The sequence below is a fragment of the Burkholderia anthina genome, assembly GCF_001547525.1.
GTDB lineage: Bacteria > Pseudomonadota > Gammaproteobacteria > Burkholderiales > Burkholderiaceae > Burkholderia > Burkholderia semiarida.
This window is the reverse complement of record NZ_LNJP01000004.1, coordinates 464,826-480,713: the sequence shown is the minus strand read 5'-3', so window position 1 is coordinate 480,713 and position 15,888 is coordinate 464,826. Positions and strand designations below refer to the sequence as shown.

13 protein-coding genes are annotated in these 15,888 nt (G+C 70.1%); 6 read left to right on the top strand and 7 right to left on the bottom strand.

All coding sequences use genetic code 11. The annotated features are described in order from the left end of the window. Positions 1–26: 26 nt before the first annotated feature. Positions 27–2,600, bottom strand: coding sequence for a nitrite reductase large subunit NirB (nirB, locus tag WS64_RS31290; RefSeq protein ID WP_060968860.1), 2,574 nt, complete (start codon positions 2,598–2,600; stop codon positions 27–29). A 21-nt stretch (positions 2,601–2,621) separates the two neighbouring features. Beyond that, the gene (locus tag WS64_RS31285; protein WP_060968859.1) at positions 2,622–3,950 is read right to left on the bottom strand and encodes an MFS transporter; all 1,329 of its coding nucleotides are present in this window, start codon (positions 3,948–3,950) and stop codon (positions 2,622–2,624) included. A gap of 655 nt (positions 3,951–4,605) precedes the next feature. Between WS64_RS31285 and cobA the strand changes: the two genes are divergently transcribed. The 6 genes from cobA to WS64_RS31255 all read left to right on the top strand — a co-directional run bounded on the left by cobA (position 4,606) and on the right by WS64_RS31255 (position 9,712). Next, positions 4,606–5,370 (top strand): uroporphyrinogen-III C-methyltransferase, encoded by a 765-nt coding sequence (gene cobA / locus WS64_RS31280; RefSeq protein WP_060968858.1) that lies wholly within the window; start codon positions 4,606–4,608, stop codon positions 5,368–5,370. 120 nt (positions 5,371–5,490) lie between these two features. Then, entirely contained in the window at positions 5,491–6,087 is a 597-nt protein-coding gene (locus WS64_RS31275) for an ANTAR domain-containing response regulator (RefSeq protein WP_059639544.1), read from the top strand. Positions 6,088–6,092: 5 nt separating this feature from the next. After that, complete coding sequence (locus tag WS64_RS31270; protein WP_060968857.1) at positions 6,093–7,142, top strand: CmpA/NrtA family ABC transporter substrate-binding protein; 1,050 nt, start codon at positions 6,093–6,095, stop codon at positions 7,140–7,142. A 133-nt stretch (positions 7,143–7,275) separates the two neighbouring features. Then, the gene (locus WS64_RS31265; protein WP_060968856.1) at positions 7,276–7,875 is read left to right on the top strand and encodes a uracil-DNA glycosylase family protein; all 600 of its coding nucleotides are present in this window, start codon (positions 7,276–7,278) and stop codon (positions 7,873–7,875) included. An 80-nt stretch (positions 7,876–7,955) separates the two neighbouring features. Continuing rightward, positions 7,956–8,897, top strand: a complete 942-nt coding sequence (locus WS64_RS31260; protein WP_059585042.1) for a helix-turn-helix transcriptional regulator — start codon at positions 7,956–7,958, stop codon at positions 8,895–8,897. Positions 8,898–9,013: 116 nt separating this feature from the next. Further along, positions 9,014–9,712, top strand: coding sequence for a fumarylacetoacetate hydrolase family protein (locus tag WS64_RS31255; RefSeq protein ID WP_060968855.1), 699 nt, complete (start codon positions 9,014–9,016; stop codon positions 9,710–9,712). Between the two features lie 52 nt (positions 9,713–9,764). Here the strand turns inward: WS64_RS31255 and WS64_RS31250 are convergent, their stop codons facing one another. The 5 genes from WS64_RS31250 to WS64_RS31230 form a co-directional block, all read right to left on the bottom strand. Next, positions 9,765–10,304, bottom strand: coding sequence for a DUF4303 domain-containing protein (locus tag WS64_RS31250; protein ID WP_060968962.1), 540 nt, complete (start codon positions 10,302–10,304; stop codon positions 9,765–9,767). A 126-nt stretch (positions 10,305–10,430) separates the two neighbouring features. Beyond that, on the bottom strand, positions 10,431–11,642 hold the full coding sequence (locus WS64_RS31245) for an MFS transporter (RefSeq protein WP_060968854.1): 1,212 nt from the start codon (positions 11,640–11,642) through the stop codon (positions 10,431–10,433). A 240-nt stretch (positions 11,643–11,882) separates the two neighbouring features. Further along, positions 11,883–13,469 (bottom strand): trypsin-like peptidase domain-containing protein, encoded by a 1,587-nt coding sequence (locus tag WS64_RS31240; protein WP_060968853.1) that lies wholly within the window; start codon positions 13,467–13,469, stop codon positions 11,883–11,885. A 363-nt stretch (positions 13,470–13,832) separates the two neighbouring features. Then, complete coding sequence (locus tag WS64_RS31235; protein ID WP_060968852.1) at positions 13,833–14,735, bottom strand: hypothetical protein; 903 nt, start codon at positions 14,733–14,735, stop codon at positions 13,833–13,835. Positions 14,736–14,780: 45 nt separating this feature from the next. After that, positions 14,781–15,626 (bottom strand): CPBP family intramembrane glutamic endopeptidase, encoded by an 846-nt coding sequence (locus WS64_RS31230; RefSeq protein WP_060968851.1) that lies wholly within the window; start codon positions 15,624–15,626, stop codon positions 14,781–14,783. Positions 15,627–15,888 lie beyond the last annotated feature (262 nt).

Genomic DNA, 15,888 nt, shown 5'->3' with positions numbered 1-15,888 from the left:
TGCTCGGTTACGGATGTCGGTCGTGGTCAGACGGTCGCCGGCTCGGCGACGACCGGAATCGCCACGGGCTTGCCGCCCGCGCGCTCGGCGGGCGTCGCGGGCCGGATCTGGCCGCGCGTCTCGACGAATTCGATCGTCGTGTCCGGCGCGTCGCTGTTCACGAAGTGGCGGAAGCGCTTGCGCGTGTCCGGATCGGTGACGGCCCGCTTCCATTCGCACTCGTAGGTGTCGACCACGTGCTGCATGTCGGCCTCGAGCTCGGCCGCGATCGCGAGCTTGTCGTGCACGACGACGTCGATCAGGTAGTCGAGGCCGCCTTCGAGGTTGTCGCGCCACACGCTGGTGCGCTGCAGACGGTCGGCCGTGCGCACGTAGAACATCAGGAAGCGGTCGATGTAGCGGATCAGCGTCGCGCGATCGAGGTCGGACGCGAGCAGTTCCGCGTGGCGCGGCTTCATCCCGCCGTTGCCGCACACGTACAGGTTCCAGCCCTTCTCGGTCGCGATGATGCCGACGTCCTTGCCCTGCGCCTCCGCGCACTCGCGCGTGCAGCCGGACACGCCGAACTTGATCTTGTGCGGCGCGCGCAGCCCCTTGTAGCGATTCTCCAGGTCGATCGCGAGGCCGACCGAATCGTCGACGCCGTAGCGGCACCACGTCGACCCGACGCACGACTTCACGGTGCGCAGCGCCTTGCCGTACGCGTGCCCCGATTCGAAGCCGGCCGCGATCAGTTCCTCCCAGATCGACGGCAACTGCTCGACGCGCGCACCGAACAGGTCGACGCGCTGGCCGCCCGTGATCTTCGTGTACAGCCCGTATTTTTTCGCGACCTGGCCGACCGCGATCAGCCCTTCCGGCGTGACCTCGCCGCCCGGCATGCGCGGCACGACCGAGTACGTACCGTCGCGCTGGATGTTCGCGAGGTAGTAGTCGTTCGAATCCTGCAGGCCCGCGTGCTCCTTCTTCAGCACGAACTCGTTGAAGCACGACGCGAGGATGCCCGCGACGGCCGGCTTGCACACGTCGCAGCCGAGCCCGCGGCCGTGCCTGGCGAGCAGTGCGTCGAACGTCGTGATGCGCTCGACGCGGATCAGGTGGAACAGCTCCTGCCGCGAATACGGGAAGTGCTCGCACAGATGGTTGTTGACCGCGAGGCCCTGCTTCTTCATCTCGGCCTTCATGATCTGCGTGACGAGCGGCACGCAGCCGCCGCACGACGTGCCGGCGCCCGTGCAGGTCTTCAGCGCGCCGAGGCTCGTCGCGCCGTCGGCCACGGCCGCGCAGATCTGCGACTTCGACACGTTGTTGCACGAGCAGATCTGCGCACCTTCCGGCAGCGCGTCGACGCCGAGCGCCGGCTTCGCCGCGCCGTCCGACGACGGCAGGATCAGGAATTCCGGCGACTCGGGCAGCTCGATGCGGTTCAGCATCATCTGCAGCAGCGTGCCGTACTCGGCCGCGTCGCCAACCATCACCGCGCCGTGCAGGAACTTGCCGCAGTCAGATACCACGAGCTTCTTGTAGACCTGCCGGCGCTCGTCCGCGTACTGGTAGGTGCGGCTGCCGGCCGTCGTGCCGTGCGCGTCGCCGATGCTCGCGACGTCGACGCCCATCAGCTTCAGCTTCGTGCTCATGTCGGCGCCGGCGAACGCGGCGTCCGCCGCTTCGGCGGCGTCGCCCGCGAGCTGTTTCGCGACCACGCGCGCCATGTCGTAGCCGGGCGCGACGAGGCCGTACACCGTGCCGTTCCACGCCGCGCATTCGCCGATCGCGTAGATGTCGGCGTCGCTCGTGCGGCACGCGTCGTCGATCGCGACGCCGCCGCGCGGGCCGATCTCGAGCCCGCACGCGCGGGCCAGTTCGTCGCGCGGCCGGATGCCGGCCGAGAACACGATCATGTCGGTGTCGAGATGCGAGCCGTCGGCGAACACCATCCGGTGCGCGCCTTCGTCGCCGTCGACGATCTCGAGCGTGTTCTTGCCGGTATGCACGGTCACGCCGAGCGCCTCGATCTTCGCACGCAGCATCCGGCCGCCGCCGTCGTCGACCTGCACGGCCATCAGCCGCGGCGCGAATTCGACGACGTGCGTGTCGAGCCCCATGTCGCGCAGCGCCTTCGCGCATTCGAGGCCGAGCAGCCCGCCGCCGATCACGACGCCGCGCTTCGCGTGCGCGCCGCACGCCTGCATCGCTTCGAGATCCTCGATCGTCCGGTACACGAAGCAGCCCGCGCGATCGCGGCCCGGCACCGGCGGCACGAACGGACGCGAGCCGGTGGCGAGCACCAGCTTGTCGTACGCGAGCGTTTCGCCCGACGCGAGCGTGACCGTATGCGCGGCGCGGTCGATCGACGCGACTGGCGCGTTCAGGCGCAGGTCGAACCGCGGATGGCGCTCGAAGAAGCCGGGTTCGACGAGCGACAGGTCGTCCGCCGACTTGCCCGCGAAGAATTCGGACAGGTGCACGCGATCGTAGGCCGCGCGCGGCTCCTCGCCGAGCACGGTGACGTGCGGCGCGCCCGCCGTGCCGGCTTGCGCCGCGACGCATTCGAGGAGCTTGTGGCCGACCATGCCGTGGCCGATGACGATGAGTTTCATGATGACGGTTCCTTCGGTCGATCAGTTCGCGGCGTTGGCGGCGGCGGCTAGCGCGCGATCGCGCAGCTCGGCTTCGCGCGCCTTGTGTTCTTCGCTGAAGCGCACGGCCATCGCGCAGAGCGCGGTCGCGGTGACGGCGAGGCCGAGCAGGCTCAGCGTGTGCTGCACGTCGCCGACGCCCTTCAGCAGGAAAGCCGCGGCCACCGCGCCGACGTTGCCGCCCGCGCCGACGATCCCCGCGACGCCGCCGAGCGCCTTGCGGTCGATGAACGGCACCAGCGCGTAGGTCGCGCCGCAGGCCATGTGCGTGAAGAGGCCGAAGGTCAGCATCGCGACGAGTGCGATGCCGACGCTTTGCGCATGCGAGAACCAGATCAGCCCGAGCCCTTCGCCGACGATCAGCGCGCACAGCAGCGCCGCCCGCACGTCGAGGCTGCGGCGCGCCGCGATCTTGTCGGACAGCCAGCCGCCGAGCGCGCGGGCGAACAGCGCGAGCAGCCCGAACATGCCGGCCGCGAGGCCCGCGTCCTTCAGCGACAGGCTGAAGTGATCGACGTAGTACAGCGCGGCGATGTTGTGGATGAACACCTCGACGCCGAAGCACGCGCCGTACGTGACGAACAGCATCCACACGCGATAGTTGCCGCACGCGGCGAAGAAGCTCGCCCAGCCGCCCTTCTTGCCGCTGTCGACCGTCACGCCTTCCTTGCGCAGCGCGACGAAATCGCCTTGCGGGCAGTCCTGCGTGAAGCGCCAGTACGCCCAGGCCATCACGAGCATCGCCACGCCCGGCACGATCAGCGCGACGCGCCACGACGAATCCTCGCCGAAGCCGAGCATCAGGCCGGCGGCGACCAGCAGCGGCATCAGCGCCTGCGTCGCGCCCGCGCCGGCATTACCCCAGCCGGCCGTCGTCGCGTTCGCGGTGCCGACCACGTTCGGCGCGAACATCACCGACGTGTGGTACTGCGTGATCACGAAGCCCGCGCCGATCGCACCGATGCCGAGCCGGCAGATCAGGAACCACAGGTAATCGTGCGTGAACGACACGGCGAACACGGGGAGCGCACCGAGCAGCAGCAGCCCGGCATACACGCGGCGCGGGCCGAAGCGGTCGCACAGCGGGCCGACCAGCAGCCGCACGGCGATCGTCGCGGCCACCGCGGCGATGTTGATGTTGGCGACTTGCGCCGCCGTGAGATGGAATTCGCGTGCGATCAGCGGCATCAGCGGCGCGCACGCGAACCACGCGAAGAAGCATACGAAGAACGCCATCCACGTCAGGTGGAACGCGCGCATCGGCGCGGTGCGGAGGCTGAAGAGATCGATACGGGTAGCTTTGTCGGTCATGTCATCCGCCAAACGAAAAACGGCGTCCTGCGCACCGGTCTCGTCGAGACCCGATGCGTAGGACGCCGTTGCCCATGAAGCCCGTTGCCGGGCGCGTCGGTATTCGGTGCTGCAAGCGAATCGCCGTTGATCCGCCCGAACCAGCTTACGCAAGCGACGTGCCATGTCTGCGTCAATCGCGCCGCGAGCCCCGCCGTACAAGGCGCACCGGGCATCGGGCACGTCACCGCGGCGCGCGGCGCGCTCTCCGTCGCGATGCACCGAGGCACAGATGTGGTGCGCTGCAGCACTGTCGCCGTGCGGGACGCGGTGCGCGCCGACGGGGCACGATGCACGCCGATGCGGCATGGCGACTGCTCGCGCGCAGCGAGCGCATGCATGCCCGCGGCCATCGCACGGTGCGCCGCGTCGCGCGAAGGCCGCCTCGTCGCGCCGGCTGGCCCGGATATTGCTGAACCTTCGTCACACCGGCAACGGCGCCGGTGGGCAGTCCCCGCAAACCCGGCCCGCCGCTCACGGCGGGCCCGTCAGGACAACGGCGTCCCCTCCGTGCACGGCACGGCCGGATGCCGGTGCGTTTCGACCGCCCGCCGCCGCCGAGCAACAACGCGACATCAGACCGCCGCAGCGATGCGATGCGGCACAGGAACACGACATGACGACAGGCAAAGTCACGCTGCTGGGCGCCGGGCCCGGCGATCCCGATCTCCTCACGCTGAAGGCGGTCAAGGCGCTGGCCGCCGCCGACGTGCTGCTGCTCGACGATCTCGTCGCGCCCGGCATCGTCGAACTCGCGCCGCACGCGCGCGTGATCCGCGTGGGCAAGCGCGGCGGCTGCCGCTCCACGCCGCAGGCGTTCATCGAGAAACTGATGCGCCGCTACGCGCTGCGTGGCGCGCACGTGGTGCGCGTGAAAGGCGGCGACGCGCTGCTGTTCGGACGCGCCGGCGAAGAGCTCGCGACACTGCGCGCGGCCGCGATTCCGGTCGAGATCGTCAACGGCATCTCGTCGGGCTTCGCCGCCGCCGCGAGCCTCGGCATCTCGCTCACGCACCGCGAGCACTGCCAGGGCGTCACGTTCGTCACCGCGCACCGCCAGGACCACGGTGAACCCGACTGGGCACGGCTCGCGGCGACCGGCACCACGCTCGCGATCTACATGGGGATGAGCCGCGTCGACCGGATCGCGGCAGGCCTGCTCGCCGCGCTCCCCGCGTCGACGCCGGCGGCGGCCGTGCAATGGGCCGGCACGCCCGACGAACGCCGCTGGACCGGCACGCTCGGCACCCTCGCGCGCGGCGTCGAAGCCGCGCGGCTCGGCAGCCCGGCCGTGATCCTCGTCGGCGGCGCGATCGGCGAAGCGGCCGCGCAGGGCGCGGACGCCGAAGCTACCGACGCGGCGCTGGCACGGGCAGCCTGACATGCGCGGCCCCGCGCGGCTTCGGCCGCTCCCCGTTCCGTTCACCACCGGCCGCGCGCGCGGCCGGCATGCATCGTTCGCCCCTCGCGCCGATGCGTCACTGCTCCTGTTGCCCGCCTCATGAGTTCGTCCGCCCCGCCCGCCCGCCTGCGCGTGCTGCTCGTCACCGATACCGACAAGCCGATCGGCGAACTCGGCGACGCGCTCGCGCGCCTCGGCTACGAGATGCTGAACGACGTCGCGACGCCCGCGCGCCTGCCGGCGGCCGTCGAGGAGCAACGCCCCGACGTCGTGATCATCGATACCGATTCGCCGTCGCGCGATACGCTCGAGCAACTCGCGGTCATGCATGCGACCGCCCCGCGCCCCGTGCTGATGTTCAGTCACGACGCCGACCAGGAACTGATCCGCGCGGCGGTCGGCGCGGGCGTCAGCGCGTATCTCGTCGAAGGGTTGTCGGCCGAGCGTCTCGCGCCGATTCTGGAAGTCGCGCTCGCGCGCTTCTCGCACGACGATGCGCTGCGCCGCCGGCTGGCCGACGTCGAGCGCGAACTCGAGGAGCGCAAGCTGATCGACCGCGCGAAACGCGTGCTGATGGACCAGCGCAAGCTGTCCGAACACGATGCGTATGCGGCGCTGCGCAAGCGCGCGATGGATCAGGGCCTGCGCATCGTCGACGTCGCGCGACAACTGCTCGACGCGTCACCCCAGTCATGAGTGCCATGAATACCTCACCTCCCGCCGCGCCGGAACGCGCGCATCTTCGCCTCGGGTTCGTCGCGCTCAGCGACGCGGCCCCGCTGATCGTCGCGCAGCGCCTGAACCTCGGCACGCGCCATGGCCTCACGCTCGAATTGAGTCGCCAGCCGTCGTGGGCGGCCGTGCGCGACAAGCTGCTCAGCGGCGAACTCGACGCCGCGCATGCGCTGTACGGGCTCGTCTGCGGGCTGCAGCTCGGCATCGGCGGCCCGCAGGCCGACATGGCCGCGCTGATGGTGCTGAACCGCAACGGCCAGGCGATCACGCTGTCGCGCGGCCTCGCCGACGCTTACCGCGAAACCGCCAGCGTGCGCACCGCGTTCGCGACGCTCGGCCGCAAGCCGCTGCTTGCTCAGACTTTCCCGACCGGCACGCATGCGATGTGGCTGAACGCGTGGCTCGTGTCGCACGGCATCGATCCGCTACGCGACGTGCGCAGCGTCGTGATTCCCCCGCCCGAGATGGTCGCGGCGCTCGCGGGCGGCGAGCTCGACGGCTTCTGCGCGGGCGAGCCGTGGCACGCGGTGGCCGAAGCATGCGGCGCGGGCCGCACCGTCGCCGTCACGAGCGAGATCTGGCCCGATCATCCGGAGAAGGTGCTCGCGACCCGGCGCGACTTCGTCGCGCTGTATCCGGCCACCGCGCGCGCACTGGTCCGCACGCTCGTCGATGCATGCGCGTGGCTCGACAGCGCCGCGCACCGCCGCGAGGCGGCCGACTGGCTCGCGTCGCCCGACGCGCTCGGCGTGCCGGCCCGGCTGATCGCGCCGCGCCTGCTCGGCGACTACGGCGCGGGGCCGTTCGCCACGCCGCCGCTGCCGATCCGCTTCCACGACGGCGGCACGGTGAACCGGCCCGATCCGCGCGAAGGCGTGTGGTTCCTGTCGCAATACCGGCGCTGGGGCATGCTCGACGGTTCGCACGACGACGCGCGTATCGCCGCGGCGATCGCGCAGACCGCGTTGTATGATGCTGCGGTCGCCGAAGGCGCGGCAGGCCCGTCGCGGGCGTGAGGTCCGAAGCCGGACGCACGAGGCGGGCGGCGCGCCCGCCCGGGCCGTTCCACGCCGGGCCGGCCGTCCGGCCGCTGCCTGCCCGTGCCGCGCAGCCGACACCGCGTTGCTACTCCGTCCCCGCTCCGAATCGATGCCGAAACCCACGCGCACGCCGCTCGACGTGCTGCTCACCGAAATCCGCGCGTGCCGTGCATGCGAGGCCGACCTGCCGCTCGGCCCGCGCCCGGTCGTGCGCGCTCATCGCGACGCGCGCATCCTGATCGTCGGGCAGGCGCCGGGCGCGCGCGTCCATGCGAGCGGCATCCCGTGGGACGACGCGAGCGGCAAGCGGCTGCGCGACTGGCTCGGCGTCGACACCGACACCTTCTACGACGAGACACGCTTCGCGATCGTGCCGATGGGCTTCTGCTACCCGGGCCGCGGCGCGAGCGGCGACAACCCGCCGCGCCCCGAATGCGCGCGACTGTGGATCGACCGGCTGCTGGCCGAACTGCCGTCGATCCGGCTCACGCTGCTGATCGGCCAGTACGCGCAGCGGCATTTCCTGCGCGACACGCGCAAGGCGACGCTGACCGACACCGTGCAGGCCTGGCGCGACTACGGCCCCGCCCTCCTGCCGCTGCCGCATCCGTCGCCGCGCAACCAGGCGTGGTTCAAGCACCATCCGTGGTTCGACGCCGAGGTCGTGCCCGAACTGCGGCGCCGGGTCGCGCGGCTCGCTGCGGGCTGACCGCGCGAGCGCCCGTGCCCGTCGCGCCCGGTTCGCTGTACCATCGCGGCTCAACCGCGTCACGAACAGCAGAATCCTTCATGCCCTCCACCGCCCCGCCGCGCCTGTACGGGATGCCCGAACGCAGCGACCGGCTCGATTTCTACATCCGCGACCAGGCGTCGCGCCAGGCGATCACCGAGCCGCACCGGCACGCGTATTTCCAGATCCAGTTCAACCTCGGCGGCGACACCGAGCAGCGCATCGGCGGCGTCACGCGGCCGTTTCCGCGCGGCGCGCTCGCGTTCGTGCTGCCGCACCGCGAGCACCTGATTCCGCATCCGGAAGGCGCGCACTTCATCGTGATCAATTTCAGCCAGGCGTTCCTGCGCGCCGATCTCGACGTCGATCCGCTCGATCTCGAGGACGTGCCCGCGCACCGCTTCCCCGAGCTGACGCCGTTCCGCTTCCAGGAGCACCTCGATTTCATCCTGACCGGCGACACGTACGACGAAGCGCGCCGCCTCGCGCTGTGCATGCTCGATGCCGATCGCGTGCGCACGTTCGGCTCGACCACGTTGCTGCGCGGCTACCTGCTGCAACTGATCGGGCTCGTCTGCACGCAGTACGCGGGCGCGCTCGACAAGCTCGCGCAGCGCGGCGCCCAGCGCGCCGGCCGGCGCGACGCGCTGGCCCGCGTGCTGCGCCACGTGCGGGCGAACCTGACCCGCGAGGACCTCACGCTCGCGGCGACCGCCGAAGCCGCGTTTCTCTCCCCGAACTACCTCGCGCACCTGGTCCGCAAGGAAACCGGCAGCACCTTCACCGATCTGGTGACCGAGCGCCGGATCGCGCTCGCGCAATCGCTGCTGGCCCACACCAGCCGGCGCATCGCGGACATCGCGCGCTCGGTCGGCTTCCGCGACGAAGGGTATTTCGCGCGGCGTTTCCGCGCGCGGGTCGGCGTGTCGCCGAAGGCGTACCGCGACGCGAACGCCGCGCCGCCCGGCGGCGACGACACGCCGCCGGCCGCCGACGCGTAGTTTTGTCCCGGTAAAACGCAGTTGCGTCGCATCCGCACGCACGCGCGTCGGGTATCGTTGCACGCATGCCGGCCGGTGTGCCGGCCCTCCGTCTTCCTACCGAACGAGGCCCTCCGATGTCCGCCTATGTCATCGACGCCGCCGAGCGTCCTTCCGTCGAAATCGAACAGTCGTCCGCGCGCTTTCCGGTGCGCCGCGTATTCTGCGTCGGCCGCAACTATGCCGACCATGCCCGCGAAATGGGCGCCGACCCCGACCGCGAACCGCCGTTCTTCTTCACGAAGCCGGCCGACGCGATCGTCCCGGCCAGCGGCACGGTCGCCTATCCGCCGCTGACGAACGATCTCCATCACGAAATCGAGCTGGTCGTCGCGATCGGCAAGGACGGCCGGTCGATCGACCCGGCCGACGCGCTGTCGCACGTGTGGGGCTACGGCGTCGGCGTCGACCTCACGCGCCGCGACCTGCAGGCCGACGCGAAGAAGCTGAGCCGTCCGTGGGACTGGGCGAAGGGTTTCGACGCGTCGGGCCCCGTGACCGCACTGCGGGCGGCGGCGGCCACCGGCCACCCGGCGACTGGCCGGATCTGGCTCGCGGTCAACGGCGACACACGCCAGCAAGGCGACCTCGCCGACATGATCTGGCCCGTGCCCGACGTCATCGCGTACGTGTCGCGCTCGGTCGAGCTGAAGGCCGGCGACCTGATCTTCACCGGCACGCCGGCCGGCGTCGGCGCGCTGCAGCCGGGCGATCGCGTGACGGGCGGCGTCGACGGCGTCGCGACGTTCGAATTCGTGGTCGGCGCGAAGCCGTAATGCCGTTTACAGGGCGGCCCGCCCGGGCCGCGCCGCGAGATCCCGATGCCGGTCAGTCGTAGCGGCGCAGGAAGGCGTCGGCGACGGCCGGCGGATTCAGCGCTTTCGCCGACGCGTTTTCCAGCGCCTCGGCCGCGTCGTCGTCGCTGATCGACACGAACAGCGTGATGGCCGCCCTGGCGTCGCCCGTGCCGAACACGCCGTCGCGATCGAGCAGCCGCAATGCCGCGATCATGTCGGCGTGCAGTTGTCGGGAAAATTCCGGGAAGCGCGACTGGACGAACTGCGGGCTCAGCACTTCGTCGGCCAGCCTGCCGCAGATCGCGTTGAACGGCGACGCCTCGGCCGCCGCGTACGCCCACTCGGACACGCCCCACACGAACCGCGGATCGTCGTCCGCGACCGCCTGTTGCGCGCAAATCCGGCGCAGCCCTTCGACCGAATTGGCGGCCGGCACCACCGTCATCGCGCCGCTGTCGGTGTACAACGCAAACGCATAGAAATGCTCGTCCGGGTGCAACGCGCGGAGCGCCCGGAAGGTCGCCCTCGCGGCATCGGCAATGTCCCGCTGGAAATCAGAAAAGTCGCTCATCGCATCCTCGTCCAGTCGCCCTTCTCGCTCGCCGGGACACGCGGCGCGCCGATCGTGCGTCATCTCCCGGCATGCGGCGGATTGTCCGCCATTCGGCCGCGCGCCGGTACCGGGGCGCACCCGCGCTCACCGCGCGGCGTCCCGTCCGTCGAATGCGCGCACGCACACGGCGGCCGCCAGCGCGATCGCCGCCGACAGCAGCATCATCGCGAGCGGCAGGTAGCCCGCGTTGGCGGGGGTCAGCAGCGCGCCCGTCAGCGACGACAGCGCGGCGCCGCCGCCGATCGTCATCGCGCCGGCCAGCCCCGACGCGCTGCCCGCCAGCGCCGGGCGCACCGACACCGCGCCCGCATGGGCGCCGGGATTGCTCAGTCCGTTGCCGAAGCCGACCAGCACGCACGGCCCGAACCACGCAAGCGCGTGCGTCGCGCCGCCGAGCATCAGTGCAAGCCCGATCAGCGGGCCCGCACACGCGACGACCCGCCCGCACAGGATCGTCGTGGCCAGCGCATGGCGGCGCGCGACCCGCGCGGCCAGCCAGCTGCCGCCCACGAAACCGGCCGTGATCGTCCCCATATAAAAGCCGAGTTCCGCCGGCGCGATGCCGAACCGCGTTTTCGCGGCGAGCGGCGCACCGGCCAGGAATGCGTAGAACGCCCCCGTCGAAAACGCCATGCACAGCGCATAGGCCCAGAAACGGCGCGCACGCAGCAGCGCCGGATACGCGCGAAGCTGCTGCGCGAAGCTCGACGGCCGGCGCGTATGGGTTTCGACGAGATCGAGCGTGCACCAGCCGAACAGCGCGATGCCGACTGCGCCGAGCAACCAGAAGCTCGCGCGCCAGCCGACCGTCTGGTCGAGCGCGCCGCCGAGCGTCGGGCCGAGCATCGGCGCGAACGCGGCGGCCATCGCCGCATAGCCGATCCGGCTCGCCGCGCGCGCGCCGCCGACGGTATCGCGGATCGCCGCCATCGACACGGGATAGACCGACGTGATCGCCGCCTGCATCAGCCGGCAGACGAGAAACACGCGGATATCGGCCGCCATCGCGCAACCGAGCGAACCAAGCGCGAACAGGGCGACGCTCGCCAGCACGACCGGCCGCCGCCCGAACCGGTCGGACAGCGGCCCCGTCACGAATTCGAGCGACGCGGCCACCGCCGCATACCCGCCGAGCGACAGCGCGACGAGCGCATAGTCGGTGCGCAGGTCGCGCACGATCGCCGGCAGCGACGGCAGGAACAGGCTCAGCGGCAGGACCGACAGCGCGCACAGCATGATCAGCGTGGCGTGCCGCGGCGACGCCGCGGCAGAAGCGGTCGACGGGTTCGATGGCAAGCGGATGCCCTCCCGCGCACGGGCCGCACGGCCGTGCGCAACGCAAAAAAAAGCCCCCGAACGAGTCGGGGGCGCATGGGTACCGGCGCGATCCCGCTACCGGGCCCTGCGCCTGTGGGCTACTACGATCAAGCAAGCCGTTTTCATGCCGAATGGCTCCTGAATGTCATGAATGCGTGGCGGCGAACCGCCAGCGATATCGGCTGATGTTAGGCGGACCACACCAGCCGCGTCAACGCCCTAACGCGTGCGCACCGAGACGAACTTCCGCGCGTTGTTGCGCTGGATCAGCACGGCGATCACGCTGCCGCCGTTCGCTTCGAGCGACGGCACGTCGTCCGGCGTCTCGAGCAGCGTGTCGTTGAGCGCCAGCACGACGTCGCCCGGCTGGATGCCCGCGCGCGCGGCCGGGCCGTGCACCGCGTCCACCATCATTCCGACCGCGAGCCCCGTCGAACGGCGCTCGTCATCGCTCAACGCGTGCATCGTCAGCCCGAGGCGGTCGCCGTGGTCGCCTGCTTCGCCCGCGGCCGGCCCCGGCCCCAACCGTGCAGCGGCCTTCGGCGCGGCCGTGCCGATTGTCGCGGCCGGGCTGCCGGCCGCATCGTCGGCGCCGACGATCGTCAGCTTCACCGGCGCACGGTTGCGGATCACGCGCAGCGGCGCCTTCGCGCCGGGCGGCAGCGCGGCGGCCAGGTCGTCCAGTTCCGCCGAGCGGCCGATGGCCTTGTCGCCCATCTTCACGATCACGTCGCCGGGCTTCAGCCCGGCCGCGGCGGCCGGCGAGCCGGGCGCGACGCCGTTGACGAGCGCGCCGGCCGGACGCGGCAGCCCGAACGCCGCGGCCAGACCGACGCCAACGTCCTGCACGTCGACGCCGAACGCATTGGCCGACGGCGGCGCGCCCGGGGCGGGCGCCTGAGCCGGCTGCGCCTGCATCTGCGCCTGCTGTTGCGCGCGCAACTGGGCGCGCACCTTGGCCGCGAATGCGATCGGGATGGCGAACGTCGTGCTCGCGTAGCGGTCGGCGCCCGTATAGACCTGCACCGCGATGCCGATCACGTCGCCCGCGCGATTGAACACGGGGCCGCCCGAGTTGTCCGGATTCGGCGCGATGTCGGTCTCGAAGAACGGAAACGCGCTGCCGTCCGGCAACCGGCGAGACGTCGCGCTGACGATGCCGGCCGTGACCGTGTTGCCGGATCCGTCCGGCGCGCCGATCGTCATCACCGGCTCGCCCGCGCGGACTTTCGACGAATCGCCGACGCGCACGAACGGCAGCTTCGTCGCGTCGACGTGCAGCACGGCGACATCGCTTTGCGGATCGACGGCCAGCACCGTCGCCTTGAATTCGCGGCGGTCGGTGAGGCGCACCGTCACGTCGGTCGCCTCGTCGACCACATGGGCGGACGTCAGGATCAGGCCATCGGCGCTGACGATGAAACCCGAGCCGCTGCCGGACACCGCGCGCGGCGCCGGATCGGGCGCCTGCGCCTGCGGCCCCTGCGCGGCCGGCGGCGCGCCATGCCGGAAGAACGCGGCGAGCGGATCGTCGGGATCGAGGGCGGCAAAGGCCGGGCCGCCGGTTTGCGGATCGGGGGTGGCGGCCATGACGGTCACGACCGCCGGGCCGTAGCGCTCGACGATCGCCGGGAAGTCGACCGGCATCGCATAAGGCGCGGCGGGCGGCCGCGCCTTCATCGGCGGCGGTGCGGCGTGCGGCGCGAGCGTGCCGGCAACGGCGGCGGGCGACGGCAGGATTCCGGCGAACACGCCCCCGATCAACGCGGTGCGAAGCACGGCGCGAGCAAGCGTCTGGCAAACCACGGCGCACCTCCCCCGGCAGCCGCGACGCCGCCCTGCGCGAGACGCGCAGGCGTCCGACAAGCACCGGTACACCCAACCATTTATAGCCCAAGCGCCGGTTGGGACATACGAATCGAAACCCGTATGCCGGAAGGTGTCGCGGTGGTGGAACCGCGACGGCGTTCGTTTCGAACAAACTGCGCGGTTCGTCAATCCGAATATTCACCACGCATCGCTCACTGTGCGCGTCGCCGCCACCTCATCGTCGTGGTCCGCGGCCACCCATTTGCCGGTCGCGCATTGCCGACAGACCGCATGCGGCGCGCAAACAACAAACGGTTCGTCATCGGCCTCCTTCCGTCGACGAACCGGCATCGACTCGAGTCAGTGGCACGACAACACAGCGACCCCGCCAACGCCTTGCGTGGTCGGCACCGCCGCCGTGTAGCCGACGGCAACGAGCGGCTGAGCCGCGTCATGTCCGACGACGATCGATTGAATCGTCGCCGGCCCGGCGGTCTTCAACACGCCGTTCAGCGGCACCTGCGTGTACGTCAACCCGTATTGCGCACTCCCGAGCTTGATCGACAGGTCCAGCGTGGTGAGCATGCGCGTGACCGGATCGAGCGTGGCCGAAGCCGACACGAGCGTCCCGCTCGTGTCGCCGTTGTTGCTCGCCACCGTGTCGGCGATCACCTGCGTACACGAAAGCGGGCCGCCCGTCGCGGGCAACGACAGCGGCGTGCCGACCGCGTAGTGCACGCCCTGCGTATCGGCATAGGTATTGCCGTCGGTGTCCATCGCGCGATTCCACCGGCCGATCGCCACATCGGTGCCGATGCCCTGGATCTCGGTCACTGCCCCATGGTCGAGCCCGAGGCAGTCGGTCGCCGCCGCCGACGACGCCAGCGTCGTAAACGCGCCGCTTCCCTGCTGAACCAGGCTCGTTGCCGGCACATCGGCCGCCGTCATGTTGCGATTCCTCGCCCACTCGCTCGGCAAATTCGGCACCACGAGCACCGCCAGCTGGCCGTTGTTCGCCGCGACCGGTGACGCAGCGCCCGAATAGCTGAAGCTGCCGTTCGGCCGGCAGGCCGTGGGGACGGACGGCTGGGCAGGCGCACCCGGCGCCGGCGTGGCGGGCGACGGGACCGTCGGCGTTCCCGCCGTGTCGTTGTTCGACGCGTTGCTGCCCGTTTTGGCCGCGCCACCGTCATCGCCGCCACATGCCGTCAGCATCAACACAGTACTCGCCAGCCCCACCAGACAGACTTGCTTGCCCCGCATGCTTCACCTCGTTTTCTCGTTGTACAAACCCGTCACCGCCGGCGTTCAGTTCGCGCCGTCGTTGTTTGCCATACTGGCCGGCGCCATTCGCAGCGCATCGACCGACTTGACCAGCCCCCATGCGCCGACACCGCCCAACGCAAGCGCGCCGAACCACCAGGAAGCCGGCCAGATCTCGAGCAGGCTCTCCTTGGCAAGGACGAACGGCGATTTCAGCGCGACGATCACCACGGCCGTGTTGTAGCAGGCATGAATCAACATGCCCGGCAACAGCGATCGGGTAGCCGCATAGAGTTTTCCGATCAGCAAGCCGAGTCCGAATGCGAGCACGAACTGATAGACGTTCATATGCGCAAGACCGAACACCGCGGCCGAATGGGCGATAGCCGTTCCCTCCGGATACTGTCGCAGGAAGCTGCGCAGCATCACGCCGCGAAACAGCATCTCTTCGAGTAGCGGCGCAATCACGCAGGTCAATACGATCAGGCCGAGCCCGCCGTTGACATACACTTCCCGGGCTTCATCGCGGCTGCCGCTCCACGAGAAAAACTGCCCGATACCGACTTCCAGCACGCTCATCGCCACCACCAATGCCGGCGTAATCAGTACGACGGGCACGAGAAATCGCCGGATCGTCGTTCGCCAGGAATCGACGCCATCGTGCAGCAAGCGACGGTAGGTGAATTTGCCGTGATGAAGCAGCACCGTAAATACGAGCCCATTGGCGAGCACGCGCCCGATACTGGCGATCGCCATCGGTTGCAGGCCGGCGCCGCGACCGGCGGACCAGATGATCGAGTTCGTCACATACTCGACCATGTTCAGCACGACGACGATAAAAAACGCTTCCAGCAGATTCGGGAAGCAATAGCGGCTTGAATCCGATTTCATGTCGTTCTATACGGTTTCGCAGGCGGCATATGCGGTGGTCGCGCACTCGGATGCCTGCGGCCGATCTCGTCCCGATCGGCATTGTTATTTATTGGAGCACTCGGCCGACGCGACTCATCGCGGCCTGCGTTCTCCGATATCCAGTGACGGCACAAAAGTAACCGTTTGTTACGGAGCGAAATCGTCGCTCATCGCAGGAGCCGTGACAAGCGACATTGACCATTTTTTGCGATGGAAAAGACAAAACTTTCGATTCAGGCTG